The following is a 16056-nucleotide window of genomic DNA, read 5'->3' as shown; positions in this document are numbered from 1 at the left end:
GCAGCCATGACGCCCTTCATCCGCCACTCCGGGGTCGCCGCCGCCTTCATCCGCGAGAACATCGACACCGACCTGATCATCCCCAAGCAGTTCCTCACGACGATCCTGAGGAGCGGCCTGGGCCGGCACCTCTTCCACGATCTGCGCTACCGGGAGGACGGCTCCGAGGATCCGGACTTCGTCCTGAACCGGGAACCGGGGCGGGGCGCCTCCATCCTGCTGGGCGGCGCCAATTTCGGCTGCGGCTCCAGCCGCGAGCACGCGCCCTGGGCCCTCCTGGATTTCGGTTTCCGGGCCATCCTGGCCCCCTCCTTCGCGGACATCTTCCGCACCAACGCCTTCAAGAACGGCCTGCTCCCCGCCGTGGTGGACCCGGCCGTCCTGGGGGCCCTGGCCGCCAGTTCCGAGCCCATCACGGTGGACCTGGAGGCCCTCACCCTCGCCCAGGGGGGGGCGGTCCATCCCTTCACCTGCGAGCCCTGGGGCCGGAGCGCCCTGCTGGAGGGCCTGGACGAGATCGAGACGACGCTCCGTCGCCTGCCCGCAATCGAGGCCTTCGAGGCCCGGAGAAAACGGGAGTGCGCCTGGCTATAGTGGTGCCATGAGCGACGCCGATCTTTCCCCCTGGGCCCTGCTGGCTTCCTCCTGGGAGGAGCTCTTCCCTCTGCGCCAGCCCCGGGTGGACCTGGCCCTGCGCCTCGCCCCGGAGGGTTCCCGGACCCTGGACGTGGGCTGCGCCACGGGGAGCCTCGTGCGCGCCCTGGCCTCCCGGGGCCGCCTCGCCCACGGCCTCGACCTGGAGCCGGCCTTCCTGGACGTGGCCCGGGCCAAGGCCCGGGACGCGGGGGTGGACGCCGCGTGGCACGGGGCCGGCATGCTGGAGGTGGCCCGGGCCGTGGGCCCCGCGCGCTTCCGGCTCGTCACCTGTCTCGGGCAGACCCTGCCGCACCTCCTGGAGGAGGCGGAGTGGCTGGCCTTCTTCCGGCAGGTCCACGCCATCCTTGAGCCCGGGGGGCGCCTGGTGATCCAGGCGGTCCACGACGCGTCGGAAGGGACCCGGGACCTGCCCGTGCTGCGCACCGCAGCCGGGGTCCTGGAGCGCCGGCGCACCGTCGTGTCGGATACCCTGGCGACCTTCGCCACCCGGTTCACCCCTGCGGGGGGGGAACCGGTGGAGAGCCTCGTGCGCCACCGGCGCATGCGCCCGGAGGCCGCCGCGCGGCTCCTGCGGGAGGCCGGGCTCCTCCCGGATCCGCCCTGCGCCGACGAGGCGGGGGCGCCCTTCCAGGAGACCTCGGCGGGCTGGGTCCTCAGCTCTGCCAAAGGTAGCTGAGCTTGAAGAACAGGCCCCGGTTCAGGGTCTCGTAGCGCGGTCCCCCGGGCTGCCAGTGGTCCACCTGCCACTGCGCCTTGTCCCGCACCTCCCCGTAGCCCAGGAAGAGCACCGTCCCGGGCACCAGCGTGAAGGAGGCCAGGTAGTCCGTGAGGAGGCGCTGGCGGAAGGTGTCGGTGCGGGCGGTGGCGCGCAGGAAGAAGGACTTGTTGAACTGGTAGGTGAGCTGGGTGTTGGCGGTGCGCACGTCGTAGACCTTCGCCCCGGTGCCGGGATCCGTCATGCGCGTGCGGTAGAGGTTGACCGTCATCCGCACCTCGTCCGTGGGCTGCAGGACCGTGTCGAGGCTGGCGGTGGCCGTGCGGCCCTGGTAGGGCGTGGGCGAGGCGTACCAGATGTCGTCGGAGAGGCGCAGGCTTCCGCCCACGTTCAGCCAGGACACGGCCTGGACGCTGCCCTGGAGCCGGTAGACGGTCTTGTGGAAGTAGCGCCCCATCCAGCCCTCCCGCCAGCGCTGGAGGTCCAGCCGCAGGGTGCCGGCCCGGGCCGTGTTCAGCCGCAGCGCGGCCAGGTAGAGGTGGTCCGTGAGGCCCGAGACGTTGTCCCGGGTGATGATGGTGTAGACGAAGGGGTTGACCTTGAGGATCCAGGGGGCCCAGGCCCATTTGGGGTAGTAGTTGGGGCCCAGGTAGGCCGTCTCCTGGTCGATGCCCACCCGGTTGTAGAAGGCGGTGTCCATGCGGAAATCGGGCCCGTAGTGCTCCGTGGTCACCGTGACGTCCAGGGGCCGGGTGCTGTAGCTGTAGGAGAAAAGGTGCCCCTCGCCCTGCTTCGGGGCGCGGGTGCCGGGGTCCGTGGACCAGGTCTGGAGCAGGTTGCCCGCGAAGGTGTGGCGTTCTGCCACCAGCCAGGAGAAGTCCGCGCCGCCGACCCGGTTGAAGGTGCCCGCGAATTCCCGGCCGGTGTAGATGCCGCCCACGTACGAGCCCCGGCCGAAGCCGTAGAGGGCCCGCCCGATGGTGAACACGGCCCGGCGCCCCAGGTCGGGGTTCGTTTCCCCTTCCCAGGCCGCCCCCGGAGCCCGGTCCCCCGCGGCCAGCACCCCGAAGGAGACCGGGCCCGTGTCGCCCGTGACCTTGGCGCCCCACAGGGGATCCACGATGCGCCGGGTGTGCACCGGGACCTGCATGTTCGCGTCGTTGTTGCCCGCCGCGGCCAGGCTGAAGATCCCCATGGACTCCATGAAGAAGGGGCGCTTCTCCGAATAGAAGACGGGGTAGCGCAGGTTCACCTCGGACTGGAAGGCGTCGGATTCCACCTGGCTGAAGTCGGGCTTCCAGGTGACGTCCGCCGTCACCGAGGAGGTGAGGCCCGCCTTCACCCCGATGCCCAGGTTGGTGGCGTCCTTCCGGTCCCACTGCCCGGGCCGGGTCTGCTGCTCGGAATGGCTGCGGGTGAGGGCGGGGAGGACCTCCAGGCGCAGGGGCGAATCCAGGCTCGGGAAGCGCAGGGCGGCGTGGGTCTGGTACACCCACTGTCCCGGGGCCATGGCCGGCCAGGATCCGCTCAGGCCCAGGCGGCTGATGCGGCGCCAGAAGAGCACCCCCATGCGCACGTCCCGGCCGCTCTGGTAGCGGATGCTCTTGAGGGGCAGGCGGATCTCCACGGTGTAGCCATCGGGTTGGCGCCGGGCCTTGGATTCCCAGACCCAGTCCGGGGCGGGGTCCTCGCTCCCGTTCACGGAATCCAGGGCGTCGGCCTGGATGCCCAGGGGGTTCACGAAGAGGTGCAGGGCGTTGTGGCCCGTTCCGAAGGTGTCCAGGGAGAACCCGACCCAGTCGTCGTTCCAGAGATCGTCCCGCTTGCTGAGGCTGGCCTTGATGCGGTCCGGCTCGGTGTCGTGGCAGCGGAAGCCCACGTAGATGGCCTGGGCGTCGTAGGCCAGGTAGACCTCCGTCTCCTGGGGCATGGGGGTGCCGCGCATGGGGTTGTAGGTCTCGAAGGTCCCCGTTGGCAGCCGTGCCACCGCCCAGGCGGGATCGGAGAGATCCCCGGTGAGGACCGGTCCATGGTCCAGCCGGACGGGATGCAGCTCCGGCTGGGCCCCCGGGGCCGGGAGGGTGCAGGCGGCGCACAAGAGCAGGCGGAGCAGAAGGTTCACGAAGGTTCCAATCCAACGGAATTGGGTGGGTTACGCCCCACATGACCCTTCGTTTATTTGGCTTCCGGGAATTCCCGACCCACCAGGTCCAGAAAGGCCCGGCCGGCGATGGAATGGGACCGGGAGGTGCGGTACACCAGGCGCACATCCCGCCCGATGGCCATGCCCTTCACCGGGGGCGACACCAGTTCCCCGGTTTCCAGCTCCCGCTTCACGCACATGCGGGGGATGAGGGCGATGCCCTCCCCGGCCTTGACGAAATCCTTGATGGTCTCGAGGTTGGACAGCTCCATCACGATCTTCAGGGGCACCCGCTCCCGGGCGAAGAATTCCAGCAGGTGGGTGCGGGTGGGGGTCTGGGCGTGGTGGGCGATGAAGCTCTCCCGGCCCAGCTGTTCCAGGTCCACCATGCGGTGGGAGGCCAGGGGGTGGGTGGGGAACAGCACCAGGGCCAGCTCGTCCCGGAAGAGGAGCCGGGTGGTGAGGTCCTTGTGCACGGGGGCGTAGGACAGGAAGCCGAAGTCCACGTCCTGGTCCATGAGCAGGGCGGGGATCCCGGAGGAGGGGCAGTGGGCCACCTCGATCTTGATGGACTGGTAGGCCCGGCGGAAGGCCCGCACCAGGGGGGGGAGCACGTAGCCGCTGACGCTTTCGTTGGCCGCCAGGCGCAGGACCCCCCGCTTGAAGTGGCGGAGGTTCTCCAGGGTGTGGAAGGCGTCCTGGCGCAGCTGGGCCATGCGCAGGGCATAGTCCAGCAGCGCCGAACCCGAGGCGGTGAGGGTGACCTTGCGGCTGGACCGGTCCAGGAGGGGGGTGTCCAGTTCGTCCTCCAGGCGGCGCAGGGCCTGGCTCACCGCGGGCTGGGAGCGGTTCAGGCGTTCGGCGGCCCGGGAGAAGCTCCCCTCCTGGGCCAGGCTGATCAGCACTTCCAGTTCCGGAAAGTCCATCGGTATCGTCGCCCTCCCCTTCGGGAAAGGTTATACCTTTGCCTCCGAGGGAGCGAGCATATCCACCGGGTCCAGGAAGGGCATGGCCTTGCGCAGGTCCCGGCCCACCTTCTCGATGGGCTCCTCCTTCTCCGCGGCGCGCTGGGCCTCGAACCAGGCGCGGCCGGTGCGGTTCTCCTTGATCCAGCCCTCGGCGTAGGAGCCGTCCTGGATCTCCTTCAGGATCTTCTTCATCTCCTCCCGGGAGGCGTCGTTGATGATGCGGGGGCCGCCGGTGTAGTCGCCGTACTCCGCGGTGTCGCTGATGGAATGGCGCATGTAGGTGAGCCCGCCCCGGTACATCAGGTCCACGATGAGCTTGAGCTCATGGAAGCACTCGAAGTAGGCGATCTCGGGCTGGTAGCCCGCGTCCACCAGGGTCTTGAAGCCGGCCTTCACCAGGGCGGAGACGCCGCCGCAGAGCACGGCCTTCTCCCCGAAGAGGTCGGTCTCCGTCTCCTCCGTGAAGGTGGTGTCCAGCACCCCGGCGCGGGTGGCGCCCAGGCCCTTGGCGTAGGCCAGGGCGAAGGCCTTGGCCGTGCCCGAGGCGTCCTGGTGCACGGCCACCAGGGCCGGCACGCCGCCCCCCTCCACGAACACCTCCCGCACCCGGTGGCCGGGGCCCTTGGGGGCGATCATGCTCACGTCCACCCCCGCGGGGGGCTGGATGAGGCCGTAGCGGATATTGAAGCCGTGGGCGAACATGAGGGTCTTGCCGGGGGTGAGGTGGGGCGCCACGCACTGCTCGTAGAGGGCGGCCTGGCCCGTGTCGGGGGTGAGCACCATGATCACCTCGGCCCAGGCGCAGGCCTCCGCGGGCTCGGGCACCTCGAACCCGTCCCCCTGGGCCTTGGCGCGGCTCCGGGAGCCCGCGGGCAGGCCGATGCGCACCAGGGCCCCGCTGTCCCGGAGGTTCTGGGCGTGGGCGTGGCCCTGGGATCCGTAGCCCAGGACGGCGATGCGCCTGCCCTGGATGAGGCCGAGATCGGCGTCGCTGTCGTAGTGGAGCTTGGCCATGGGGGGTCCTTTCAGAAGGAGACGGCGGTCTCGAGGGGGGTTGCGGCCTGGAGGGCGCAGCGCTGCATGGCCACGGCGCCGGTGCGGCCCATTTCCAGCAGGCCGTAGGGGCGCAGGGACGTCATGAAGGCCTCGATGCGCTCAGGGCTCCCGGAACTGGCCAGGACCATGCTCTCGGTGCCCACGTCCAGGATCTCGGCCTGGAAGAGGTTGGCGATCTGGAAGAGCCCGGCCTGGGTGGCCGCGGTGGACGCCACCCGCAGGAGGACGGTGTCGCGCAGCAGGGGGGTGGCGCCGGTGACGTCCTCCACGCCGTGGATGTTCACCAGGCGCTCCAGGAAGTTCTTGGCGGCCCGGGCGGCCTTGTCGTCCAGGTCCGTGACGAGGGTGAAGCGGCTCACCGCCGGGTCCAGGGTGGGGCTGACGGTGAGGCTGTGGATATTGAAGCCCCGCCGGCGGAAGGTGGAGGCCAGGCGGTCCAGGACCCCGGGCTCGTTGTCGGTGATGGCGATGAAGATCCTCAGCATGGGTCCTCCTAGCTCGGGGGTTCGTGGATCATGTCCTGGATGCGCGCGCCAGGGGGGATGAGGGGGTAGACGCTGGCCTCGGGGTCCACCTGGAATTCGATGAGGGTGGAGACGGGGCTCTCCCGGGCCTCCCGGATGGCCGCGGCGGCCTCCTCCGGGGTGCGCGCCAGGGCGCCGCGAAGGCCGTAGGCCCGCGCCAGCATGGGGAAGTCGGGGCTGATGGTGAGGGTCGACGCCGACCGGCGGTCGCCGTAGAAGTGGGTCTGCCACTGGCGCACCATGCCCAGGTTGAAGTTGTTGAGCACCGCGATGCCGATCTTCAGGCCCTCCTGGGCGAGGGTCATGAGCTCCTGGGAGTTCATCTGGATGCCGCCGTCGCCCGCCACCACCCACACCTCGGCGTCGGGGCAGGCGATCTTGGCGCCGATGGCCGCCGGCAGGGCGAAGCCCATGGTGCCCAGGCCCCCGGAGGTGAGCAGGGTCCGCGGCCGCTGGTGGCGCATGACCTGGGCCTCCCACATCTGGTGCTGGCCCACGTCCGAGACCATCACGGCGCCCGGGGCCTGGACCTGCAGTTCCTTTAGCACGTCCACGGGGCTCATGCCCTCGCCCTTGCGCACCCGGGGCCACTGGGGCGAGTCGAACAGGGTCTTCATGCCGTCCAGGGTCTCCAGCCACGGGCCGGTCTCCAGGGCGGGGGCCTGGGGCACCAGGGCGTCCAGGACGGCCTTGAGGTCGCCCAGCAGGGCCAGGTCCACGGGGATGTTCTTGCCCACCTCGGTGGCGTCGATCTCCACGTGGATCTTCCGGGCGTGGGGCGCGAAGGTGGTGGGGTCCCCCGTGACCCGGTCGTCGAAGCGCATGCCCAGGGCGATGAGGAGGTCCGCCTCCTGGATGGCGAGGTTGGTCCAGGGGGAGCCGTGCATGCCCATGAAGCCCAGGAACAGGGGATGCCCCGGGGGGAAGGCGTCCAGGCCCAGGAGGGTGGCGGCCACGGGGATCCCGGCCTTCTCGGCGAAGTCCACCAGGGCGCGGTGGGCGCCGCTGAGGGTGATGCCGTGGCCCGCGAGGATGAGGGGCCTGCGGCTTCCGCGCATCATGGCCACGGCCTTGGCCAGCAGCTCCGCGGGAACCGGCGGCGGCACGTGGCGCAGGTGGCGGGTGGGGGCCGCGGCCTCCCAGTCGAATTCGGCGCTGCGGGTCTGGGCGTCCTTGGTGATGTCCACCAGCACCGGGCCGGGCCGGCCCGAGCGCGCCAGGGCGAAGGCCTCGCGCAGGGCGGGGGCGATGTCCCGGGGGTCGCGCACCAGGTAGTTGTGCTTGGTGATGGGGATCGTCACGCCGGTGACGTCCACCTCCTGGAAGGCGTCCGTGCCCAGCAGGGGCCCCGACACCTGGCCGGTGATGGCCACCAGGGGCACCGAATCCATCATGGCCGTGGCCAGCCCCGTCACCAGGTTCGTGGCGCCCGGGCCCGAGGTGGCGATCACCACGCCGGTGCGTCCCGAGGCCCGGGAGTAGCCGTCGGCCATGTGGGTCGCGCCCTGCTCGTGGCGGGCCAGGACGTGCCGGACCCTGGCGTCCACCATGGCGTCGTAGGTGGGGAGGATGGTGCCCCCGGGGTAGCCGAAGACGACCTCCACGCCTTCGCGCTCAAGGCACTCCCAGATGATCTTCGCGCCGGTGAGCTCCACCCTGGCGGAGGGGGATGCGGTCTCGGGGATCTGGGGAGGCTGTTCCATCGTCCAGGAATAGACGAGACCCGGCCCGACCCCCAATGAATAACTGGGTAGTTTCGGAATTGAAATAGACCTATTGGCTGGGCCAGGGGCGGCCCCCGGCCCCCGCGTCCCCATGAATTGAAAATTATTTCCTGCAGAATGAGAAGTTATATCCGTTTATCCGACCGATTGAATCACCTACAATGGGCATCCGCCGGAAGACCGACCGGTCCGGCCTGTTCTTTCCCACCAGGAGACGTTCCATGGCGACCGATACCCCGATGGATGCCCCACCCAGCACGCGCAGGAGGATGGTGGTCATGCTCCTGGCCCTGGGCCTCCTGCTCGGGTTGCTGGTGGGCTTCAACCTCTTCAAGAACGTCATGATCGGGCGCAGCCTTCAGGGCGGCCAGGAGCCCCCGCAGACCGTGACCACCGACCAGGCCCGGATGGAGCGGTGGCAGCCGGCCCTCAGCGCCGTGGGGACGGTGCGCGCCATCCGCGGCGCGGATCTCGCCTTCGAGGTGCCCGGCGTCGTGGTGAAGGTGGAGGCCGCCGCGGGCGCCACCGCCCGCGAAGGCCAGCTGCTGGTCACCCTCAACGACGAGGCCGAACAGGCCCAGTACCGCGCCCTGCAGGCCGCCGCCGACCTGGCCAAGGTCACCTTCCGCCGCGCCAAGGAACAGATGCAGTCCCGCATCATCAGCCAGGCCGACTACGACGGCATCGAGGCCGATCTCAAGGCCAAGGAGGCCTCGGCCCAGGCCCTGAAGGCCGCCGCCGCCAAGAAGCGCCTCACCGCGCCCTTCCCGGGGCGGGTGGGGATCATCTCCACCAGCCCGGGCGCCTACGTGACGCCCGGAACGCCCGTGGTCTCGCTCCAGCAGCTGGACCAGGTGTTCGTGGACTTCGCCCTGCCCCAGCGGGACATGGGCCGGGTCAAGCCCGGCCAGAAGGTTGACCTGGCCCTGGACGCCTTCCCGGGGCGCACCTTCACGGGCCGCGTGACCACCGTGAACCCCAAGGTGGACGGCGGCACCCGCAATGTCCAGGTGGAGGCCACCTTCGCCAATCCGGGCCAGGTGCTCGTGCCGGGCATGTTCGCGAGCCTCACCCTGGAGGAGGGGGCCCCGGCCTCCTACCTCACGCTGCCCCAGACGGCGGTGACCTACAACCCCTACGGCTCCATCATCTTCCTGGCGGTCCAGGGCCAGGGCGGGCTCCACGCCCAGCAGGCCTTCGTCACCACGGGCCCCACCCGGGGCGACCAGGTGGCCATCCTCAAGGGCCTGGAACCGGGGGCCCTGGTGGTGACCAGCGGGGGCATGAAGCTGCGAAACGGCACGCCCCTGAAGGTGGACAACCGGGTCAAGCCCGCCAGCGACCCCAGCCCGGCCCCCCAGGAAAAGTGAGGCCGCGCGCATGAACTTCACCGACCTGTTCATCCGCAAGCCCGTCGTGGCCACGGTGGTGAGCGCGCTCATCCTCGTGCTGGGGCTGCGTTCCATCTTCAACCTTCCCGTCAACCAGTACCCCAAGACCGAGCACGCCGTGGTGACGGTGAGCACCTCCTACTACGGCGCCGACTCCGGCACGGTGGGCGGCTTCATCACCCAGCCCCTGGAATCCAGCATCGCCCAGGCCCAGGGCATCGACTACCTGTCCTCCACCAGCGTCAACGGCAACTCCACCATCGTGGCCACCCTGCGCCTGAACTACAGCGCCAACAAGGCCCTCACGGAGATCACCACCCAGGTGAACGCCGTGAAGAACCAGCTGCCCCCCGCCGCCCAGCAGCCGGTGATCACGGTGCAGATGAGCGACAACACCGACGCCATGTACATGGGCTTCTACAGCGAGGTCCTGCCCACCAACAACATCACCGACTACCTGTCCCGGGTGGTGAAGCCCCGGCTCGATTCCATCCCCGGCGTCCAGACCGCGGAGATCCTGGGCGCCCGCAACTTCGCGCTGCGGGCCTGGCTGGACCCGGTGCGCATGGCCGCCCACGGCGTGACCGCCACGGACGTGAGCAAGGCCATCCAGAACAACAACGTCCTATCGGCCCTGGGCAGCACCAAGGGCCAGATGGTCACCGTGGACCTGCTGGCCGCCACCGACCTGCACACGGTGGAGGAGTTCCGCAAGCTCGCCGTGCGCCAGAGCGGAGGCGCCATCGTGCGCCTGGAGGACGTGGCCACCGTCAACCTCGGGGCCGACGACTACTCCTTCAACGTCTCCTTCGACGGGCGCCAATCGGTCTTCCTGGGCATCAAGGTGGCCCCCGAGGCCAATATCCTGGAGGTGGCCAAGCGCGTGCGGGAAGCCTTCCCGGAGATCCAGTCCCAGCTGCCCGCGGGGCTCACCGGGCAGATCGTCTACGACGCCACCCACTTCATCAACACCTCCATCGAGGAGGTGATCAAGACGCTGGTGGAGGCCCTGCTCATCGTCACGGTGGTCATCTTCCTCTTCCTGGGCACCTTCCGGGCGGTGGCCGTGCCGGTCATCGCCATGCCGCTCTCCCTGGTGGGCACCTTCGCGGTGATGCTGGCCCTGGGGTACACCATCAACCTGCTCACCCTCCTGGCCCTGGTGCTGGGCATCGGCCTGGTGGTGGACGACGCCATCATCGTGGTGGAGAACGCCGACCGCCACATGCGGGAAGGCAAGAGCCCCCTGGAGGCCGCCATCCTCGCGGCGCGGGAGCTGGGCGGGCCCATCCTGGCCATGACGGTGGTGCTGGTGGCGGTGTACGTCCCCATCGGCTTCCAGGGCGGCCTCACGGGGAGCCTCTTCACGGAGTTCGCCTTCACCCTGGCCGGGGCCGTGGCCGTGTCCGCGGTGGTGGCCCTGACCTTGTCACCCATGATGTGCGCCAAGTTCTTCCGGGCCGGGCAGGACAGCAACCGGTTCGTGAGGTTCATCGACGGGCAGTTCGAGTGGTTCCACGGGCACTACCTGCGGCTCCTGCGCAGCGTCCTGGCCACCTCCGCCGTCCCGGCGGTCATGGGCGTCCTGATCCTGCTGGCCACGGGCTTCCTCTTCGTCACCTCCAAGTCCGAGCTGGCCCCCCAGGAGGACCAGGGCTTCATCCTGGCCAGCATCACCGGGCCCCCCAATTCCACCGTGCAGCAGATGCAGACCTATGCCGACCAGGTGTACGGTTCGGCCAAGGCCTATCCGGAATACCAGGCCATGTTCCAGTTCACCAACGCCGGCAGCGCCTTCGCGGGGCTCATCCTCAAGCCCTGGGACCAGCGGAGCCGGTCCGGCGAGACGGTGCAGCAGGCCTTCCAGGGGGACTGCGCGGGCATCGCGGGGGCGCAGGTGGCCACCTTCCAGCCGCCCTCCCTGCCCGGGGCCTCGGGCCTGCCGGTGCAGTTCGTCATCAAGACCACCGAGCCCTTCGAGCGCCTGGACGAGGTCTCCAAGGCCGTCCTGAACAAGGCCCGGGCCAGCGGAATGTTCTACTTCGTGGACACGGACCTCAAGATCGACAAGCCCCAGAGCACCGTGGTGCTGAACCGGGACATGGTGACCTCCCTGGGCCTCACCCAGCAGGACGTGGGCGGCGCCCTCACCGACGCCCTGGGCGGGAACTACGTCAACTACTTCGCCATCGGCGGGCGGTCCTACCGGGTCATCCCCCAGGTGCTCCAGGTGGACCGCCTCAATTCGGACCAGGTGCTGGATTTCCACCTGCGCACCGGGGACGGCGCCCTCTTCCCCGCGTCCACCGTGGCCACCCTCAAGGACTCCGTGGCGCCCCAGGCGATCCGGCGCTTCCAGCAGCTCAATTCGGCCACCATCTCGGGCGTCTACGGCCCCAACTTCTCCCAGGAGCAGGTGCTGGACTTCTTCCGGAAGGCCCTGCGGGACAGCGCCCCCTCCGGGTACCAGGCCGACTACTCCGGCGTTTCCCGGCAGTACATGCAGGAGGCGGGGGGCTTCGTCATCACCCTGGGCTTCGCGGTCATCATCGTCTTCCTGGCCCTGGCCGCCCAGTTCAACAGCCTGAGGGACCCGCTGATCATCCTGGTGTCCGTGCCCATGGCGCTCTTCGGGGCCCTGATCTTCATCAACCTGGGCCTGGCCTCCCTGAACATCTACACCCAGGTGGGCCTGGTGACCCTCATGGGCCTGATCAGCAAGCACGGCATCCTCATCGTGCAGTTCGCCAACGAACTTCAGGCCTCGGGCCGCTCGCGCCTGGAGGCCATCGCCGAGGCCTCCGCCATCCGGCTGCGCCCCATCCTCATGACCACCGCCGCCATGGTGCTGGGGGTGTTCCCCCTGGTCATCGCCGGGGGCGCCGGGGCCGCGGGGCGGCGGGCCATGGGCCTGGTGATCTTCACGGGCCTCTCCATCGGGACGGTCTTCACGCTCTTCGTGGTGCCGGCCTTCTACAACCTCTTCGCCTCCCGGCGGCGTTCTGAAGGGTAGCAATCCAGGGCTTTGGCCGGATAATGTCGGTGGATCCCAAAGGACGAACCGATGTCGAAGACCAGCTTCACCGCCGCGGAACTCGCCGAACGCCTGGGGGGCGACCTCCGGAACTGCCCGGGCGACCGGGTGCTGGGCCAGGTGCTGCCCCTGGACCAGGCCGGTTCCGGGGCCCTGAGCTTCCTGGCCAATCCCAAGTACCACGCCCGGGCCCTGCAGAGCGGGGCGGGCCTCATCCTGGTGGACCCCGGCACCGATCTGGGGGACCGCCCCCAGCTGGTCATGAAGAACGCCTACTGGGGCTTCGCCCAGGTCCTGGGGTGGCTGCACCCTGAGCCCGAGCCGGAGTGGTCCGACGCGCCGGTGCACCCCACCGCGAAGCTGGGCCGGAACTGCCGGGTGGCCCCGGGAGCCACGGTCGGCGCCCGCACCGTCGTGGGGGACGGGGCCCGCATCCATCCCGGCGTCCACATCGCCGAGGATTGCGTGCTGGGCGAGGACTGCGTGCTCTTCCCGGGGGTGGTGCTGTACCGCGGGACCATCCTGGGGAACCGGGTGCGCATCCACGCCAATTCCGTGCTGGGCTCGGACGGGTTCGGGTACGTGCCGGTGCAGGGTGTGCACCGGAAGATCCCCCAGGTGGGCTGGGTGGAGGTGGGGGACGACGTGGAGATCGGCGCGACCAGCACCGTGGACCGCGGGGCCCTGGGCCCCACCCGCATCGCCGCCGGCACCAAGATCGACAACCTCTGCCAGGTGGCCCACAACGTCCAGATCGGCGAACACTGCGTCATCGCCTCCATGACCGGCATCTCCGGAAGCACCACCCTGGGCCACCACGTCACCCTGGCCGGGAAGGTGGGCACCGCGGGGCACATCCACATCGGCAGCGGCAGCGTCCTCACCGGCAACACCATGGTGGGCAAGGACGTGCCCGACAACAGCTTCATGTCCGGCTACCTGGCCCGGCCCCACAAGCAGTGGCTGGAATGCCAGGCCGCCCTCAACCGGCTCCCGGCCCTCGTCAAGGCCCTCAAGGCCCGGACCTGATGCTCCACCGGCTCGTCTACGCCGACTGGGAAAACCCGCCCGACGCCATGGACTTCGAAGCCCCCTACGAGGAGGTGCTTTCGCAGATCCGGGACGTCCTGCCCGGGGTCCTGGCCGGCCGCGACGCGGCCCTGGCCAACCCCGCGACGGCCCCGGCGGCGTTCTGGGACGCCTGCATGAAGCTCTACCTCCTCACGCCTGCCCTGGTGAACGTGGCCCTCAACTACAAGATCTGCGTGGAACAGGGCCTGCCCCTGCACCCCACGTACTACTTCGAGGTGTCGGAGAAGAGCCGGTTCCAGGCCCACTACCCGGCCCCCATGATCGACCACGCCAACCGCATCTTCCAGGATTCCATCCGCACCGCCCGGGCCCTGTACGCCCTTTCGGACGAGGGCCCCGCCGCGCTCCGGCACTTCCGCAAGGGGCTGCCCGAGATCCTGCGGGGGTTCGTGTACGCCAACGCCAAGGACAAGTACACCTGGCGGGCCTCCAATCCCCGGTGGATCCGGAGCCTGGCGGATTCCGTGACGGCGTCCTTCCGGCCCGCGGTGGTGGTGGGCGCGGCCCACGGATCCATCATGTCGGGCCTGGTGTTCGCCACGCTGGTGGACGCGCCGCTCTACTTCGTGCGGTTCTCCATGTTCAAGCGCAACGACCAGGACCCGATCCTGGCCCCCAGCGACCTGGCCCACCTGGCGGCCTTCCGCCAGGGACCGGCGCTCCTCTTCGACGAGGATGTGGCGAAGGGCACCACCCTCACGAGGTTCCAGGAAGTGATGAAGCCCCTCTTCCTGGAATCCCACACGGGCAGCGTCCTCCGCCACGTCCTGAGCCCCTGCAGGCCCGAGTTCATCGGGCACGCCTGGAGCGACTAGCCGGCGCGGTAGGGCGTGAAGTGGGGCTCCCACTGCGCGCGGGCCACGGCCTCCTCGAGGGTGGCGTCGTCCATGATCCGTCCCAGGCCCTCCTCCCGGGCCTGGCGGGCCACGGCGGCGGCCACTGCGGTGGAGACCTTGCGGATGTCCTCCATCTCCGGGAGCATCAGGCCCTGGGCCTCCTGCTCGGGGGTGACCATCTCGCTGATGGCGCGGCTCGCGGCCAGGAGCATGCCGTCGGTGATCTTCGAGGCCTTGGCCACCAGGGCGCCCAGGCCCACGCCGGGGAAGATGTACATGTTGTTGCACTGGGAGGACCGGAGCACCTTGCCCTTCCACTCCATGGGCGGGAAGGGGCTGCCGCAGGCCACCAGCCCCTTGCCGTCCGTGGCCTTCCACACCTGCTCGGGGGTGGCCTCGCACTTGGAGGTGGGGTTGCTCAGGGCGAAGACGATGGGACGGTCCGTGACCTTGGCGACCTCCTGGAGGATGGCCTCGCTGAACAGGCCGGTCTGGGCCGTGACGCCCACCAGCACCGTGGGGCGGCCGTTGCGCACCACGTCGAGCATGCCGATCTTCCCGGGCGCGTCCAGCTTCCAGTCCGCCACGGCCGCGCGGCGCTGGGCCATGGGGCGCTGGGGCTCCTCCAGGAGCGGGTCGTCCTCCACCAGGAGGCCCTGCATGTCGATGCAGAAGACCCGGGCCCGGGCCTCCTCGTCGCCGAGGCCCTCGGCCTTGAGCGCGGCCAGGATGTTCAGGGAGATGCCCGTGCCGGCCTGGCCCATGCCCACGATCATGTACCGTTCGTCGGAGAAGCGGCTCTTCTTGATGCGCATGGCCGTCATGAGGGCGGCGAGGGAGGTGGAGCCGGTGCCCTGGATGTCGTCGTTGAAGGAGAGGATCCGGTCCCGGTAGCGCTCGAGGTTCTTGAACGCGGTGGACTTGCCGAAGTCCTCCCACTGGAGGAGGGCGTCGGGGAAGTGGCGCTTCACGGCCATCACGAAGGTCTCGACGATGCGCTCGTACTCCGCGCCGCGCAGGCGGGGCTGGCGGTAGCCCAGGTAGTAGGGGTCGTCCAGGAGGCGCGGGTTGTTGGTGCCCACGTCGAGGCAGACCGGGAGGCACACATGGGGATGGAGGCCGCCGGCGGCCACGTAGAGGCTCACCTTGCCCACGGGGATGCCCATTCCGTCCGAGCCCAGGTCGCCCAGGCCCAGGATGCGCTCGCCGTCGGTTACGACGATGAGGTTCACCTGGGGCAGGGTGATGTTCCTGAGCAGGTCGTCGATGTGGTCGATGTTCTCGGGGGTGATGTAGACGCCCCGGAAGCGCCGCTGGATGCTGCTCATCTGGAGGCAGGCGGTGCCGACGGTGGGGGTGTAGACGATGGGCACCATCTCCTTGAGGTGGTCCGTGACCAGCTTGTAGAAGATCACCTCGCTGCGGTCCTGGAGGGCCACCAGGAAGATGTATTTCTCAAGGTCGTCGGGTTTGTGGTTGAACGCCTCGTAGGCCCGGCTCACCTGGTGCTCCAGCGGCATGATGGCCGAGCGCACGAGGCCCTCCAGGCCGAGGGACAGACGTTCTTCCTTGGAAAAGCTGGCGGCCTTGTTGAGGTGGGGATCGTTGAGGAGCTGACGGCCGCGGGCATACACCTCGTAGTATTCCTCGCCCGTCATGGGGTCGATCTTGAAGGCGAAAGTCTTCATCGTCCGTTCTCCTGCCTCAAATGGTTCCAGACCATCTTATCCCTTTTGTCCATGCACCCCTGGGGCCCCATCTCGGCCTCCCCAGCCCGAAATGGGTGATCCCCATCACATAAAACGACCTATTGGTCGTGAAAGGAGTAATATCAGGAAATCCAGCGACATAGGCTTCAGCTTTCACCCCTGCCGCCCGAACGGAGAGCTCAAAGGTTCAGCCATCTTCTTTTGGAG

12 protein-coding genes are annotated in these 16056 nt (G+C 69.2%); 6 read left to right on the top strand and 6 right to left on the bottom strand.

Annotation, left to right across the window (positions count from 1 at the left end; all coding sequences use genetic code 11):
• Positions 1-6: 6 nt before the first annotated feature.
• Positions 7-594 (top strand): 3-isopropylmalate dehydratase small subunit, encoded by a 588-nt coding sequence (gene leuD / locus R2J76_RS18670; RefSeq protein WP_316413169.1) that lies wholly within the window; start codon positions 7-9, stop codon positions 592-594.
• 7 nt (positions 595-601) lie between these two features.
• Positions 602-1333: a class I SAM-dependent methyltransferase gene (locus R2J76_RS18665; RefSeq protein ID WP_316413168.1), complete on the top strand. Its 732-nt coding sequence runs from the start codon at positions 602-604 to the stop codon at positions 1331-1333.
• Here R2J76_RS18665 and R2J76_RS18660 read toward each other — a convergent pair.
• From R2J76_RS18660 to ilvB, 5 genes are read right to left on the bottom strand one after another with little or no spacing between them, the layout of a single operon-like run.
• Positions 1311-3494, bottom strand: coding sequence for a carbohydrate binding family 9 domain-containing protein (locus tag R2J76_RS18660; RefSeq protein ID WP_316413167.1), 2184 nt, complete (start codon positions 3492-3494; stop codon positions 1311-1313). The two genes, R2J76_RS18665 and R2J76_RS18660, sit on opposite strands and share 23 nt — an antisense overlap.
• A 53-nt stretch (positions 3495-3547) precedes the next feature.
• A complete protein-coding gene (locus R2J76_RS18655) occupies positions 3548-4441 on the bottom strand; it encodes a LysR family transcriptional regulator (protein ID WP_316413166.1) in 894 nt (297 codons plus the stop codon).
• A 30-nt stretch (positions 4442-4471) separates the two neighbouring features.
• Positions 4472-5497 (bottom strand): ketol-acid reductoisomerase, encoded by a 1026-nt coding sequence (gene ilvC, locus R2J76_RS18650; RefSeq protein ID WP_316413165.1) that lies wholly within the window; start codon positions 5495-5497, stop codon positions 4472-4474.
• A gap of 11 nt (positions 5498-5508) precedes the next feature.
• On the bottom strand, positions 5509-6024 hold the full coding sequence (gene ilvN, locus R2J76_RS18645) for an acetolactate synthase small subunit (RefSeq protein ID WP_316413164.1): 516 nt from the start codon (positions 6022-6024) through the stop codon (positions 5509-5511).
• A gap of 8 nt (positions 6025-6032) precedes the next feature.
• On the bottom strand, positions 6033-7766 hold the full coding sequence (gene ilvB, locus R2J76_RS18640) for a biosynthetic-type acetolactate synthase large subunit (protein WP_316413163.1): 1734 nt from the start codon (positions 7764-7766) through the stop codon (positions 6033-6035).
• Between the two features lie 242 nt (positions 7767-8008).
• Here ilvB and R2J76_RS18635 point away from each other — a divergent pair, with 242 nt between their 5' ends.
• The 4 genes from R2J76_RS18635 to R2J76_RS18620 are packed head-to-tail and all read left to right on the top strand — an operon-like array spanning position 8009 to position 14119.
• Positions 8009-9157, top strand: a complete 1149-nt coding sequence (locus R2J76_RS18635; RefSeq protein ID WP_316413162.1) for an efflux RND transporter periplasmic adaptor subunit — start codon at positions 8009-8011, stop codon at positions 9155-9157.
• 10 nt (positions 9158-9167) lie between these two features.
• Entirely contained in the window at positions 9168-12191 is a 3024-nt protein-coding gene (locus R2J76_RS18630) for an efflux RND transporter permease subunit (RefSeq protein WP_316413161.1), read from the top strand.
• Between the two features lie 51 nt (positions 12192-12242).
• Positions 12243-13241 carry a UDP-3-O-(3-hydroxymyristoyl)glucosamine N-acyltransferase gene (gene lpxD, locus R2J76_RS18625; protein ID WP_316413160.1) on the top strand — a complete coding sequence of 333 codons (999 nt, stop codon included), beginning with the start codon at positions 12243-12245 and terminating at the stop codon, positions 13239-13241.
• Entirely contained in the window at positions 13241-14119 is an 879-nt protein-coding gene (locus R2J76_RS18620; RefSeq protein WP_316413159.1) for a hypothetical protein, read from the top strand. The genes lpxD and R2J76_RS18620 overlap by 1 nt, the downstream gene beginning before the upstream one ends.
• On the opposite strand, the gene R2J76_RS18615 is transcribed toward R2J76_RS18620, so the two are convergent.
• A complete protein-coding gene (locus R2J76_RS18615; protein WP_316413158.1) occupies positions 14116-15828 on the bottom strand; it encodes an NAD-dependent malic enzyme in 1713 nt (570 codons plus the stop codon). The two genes, R2J76_RS18620 and R2J76_RS18615, sit on opposite strands and share 4 nt — an antisense overlap.
• Positions 15829-16056: the final 228 nt, after the last annotated feature.

The sequence above is a fragment of the Mesoterricola silvestris genome, assembly GCF_030295405.1.
GTDB classification, from domain to species: Bacteria; Acidobacteriota; Holophagae; order Holophagales; family Holophagaceae; genus Mesoterricola; species Mesoterricola silvestris.
Note: the sequence above shows the minus strand (reverse complement) of the source record. Positions and strands in the feature narration are given on the sequence as shown.

What these genes read in the sequence shown, in the direction of transcription:
- leuD (WP_316413169.1), top strand. Translation starts at nt 7, where the DNA reads ATGACGCCCTTCATCCGCCACTCCGGGGTCGCCGCCGCCTTCATCCGC.
- R2J76_RS18665 (WP_316413168.1), top strand. Translation starts at nt 602, where the DNA reads ATGAGCGACGCCGATCTTTCCCCCTGGGCCCTGCTGGCTTCCTCCTGG.
- R2J76_RS18655 (WP_316413166.1), bottom strand. Translation starts at nt 4,441, where the DNA reads ATGGACTTTCCGGAACTGGAAGTGCTGATCAGCCTGGCCCAGGAGGGG.
- ilvC (WP_316413165.1), bottom strand. Translation starts at nt 5,497, where the DNA reads ATGGCCAAGCTCCACTACGACAGCGACGCCGATCTCGGCCTCATCCAG.
- ilvN (WP_316413164.1), bottom strand. Translation starts at nt 6,024, where the DNA reads ATGCTGAGGATCTTCATCGCCATCACCGACAACGAGCCCGGGGTCCTG.
- ilvB (WP_316413163.1), bottom strand. Translation starts at nt 7,766, where the DNA reads ATGGAACAGCCTCCCCAGATCCCCGAGACCGCATCCCCCTCCGCCAGG.
- R2J76_RS18635 (WP_316413162.1), top strand. Translation starts at nt 8,009, where the DNA reads ATGGCGACCGATACCCCGATGGATGCCCCACCCAGCACGCGCAGGAGG.
- R2J76_RS18630 (WP_316413161.1), top strand. Translation starts at nt 9,168, where the DNA reads ATGAACTTCACCGACCTGTTCATCCGCAAGCCCGTCGTGGCCACGGTG.
- lpxD (WP_316413160.1), top strand. Translation starts at nt 12,243, where the DNA reads ATGTCGAAGACCAGCTTCACCGCCGCGGAACTCGCCGAACGCCTGGGG.
- R2J76_RS18620 (WP_316413159.1), top strand. Translation starts at nt 13,241, where the DNA reads ATGCTCCACCGGCTCGTCTACGCCGACTGGGAAAACCCGCCCGACGCC.
- R2J76_RS18615 (WP_316413158.1), bottom strand. Translation starts at nt 15,828, where the DNA reads ATGAAGACTTTCGCCTTCAAGATCGACCCCATGACGGGCGAGGAATAC.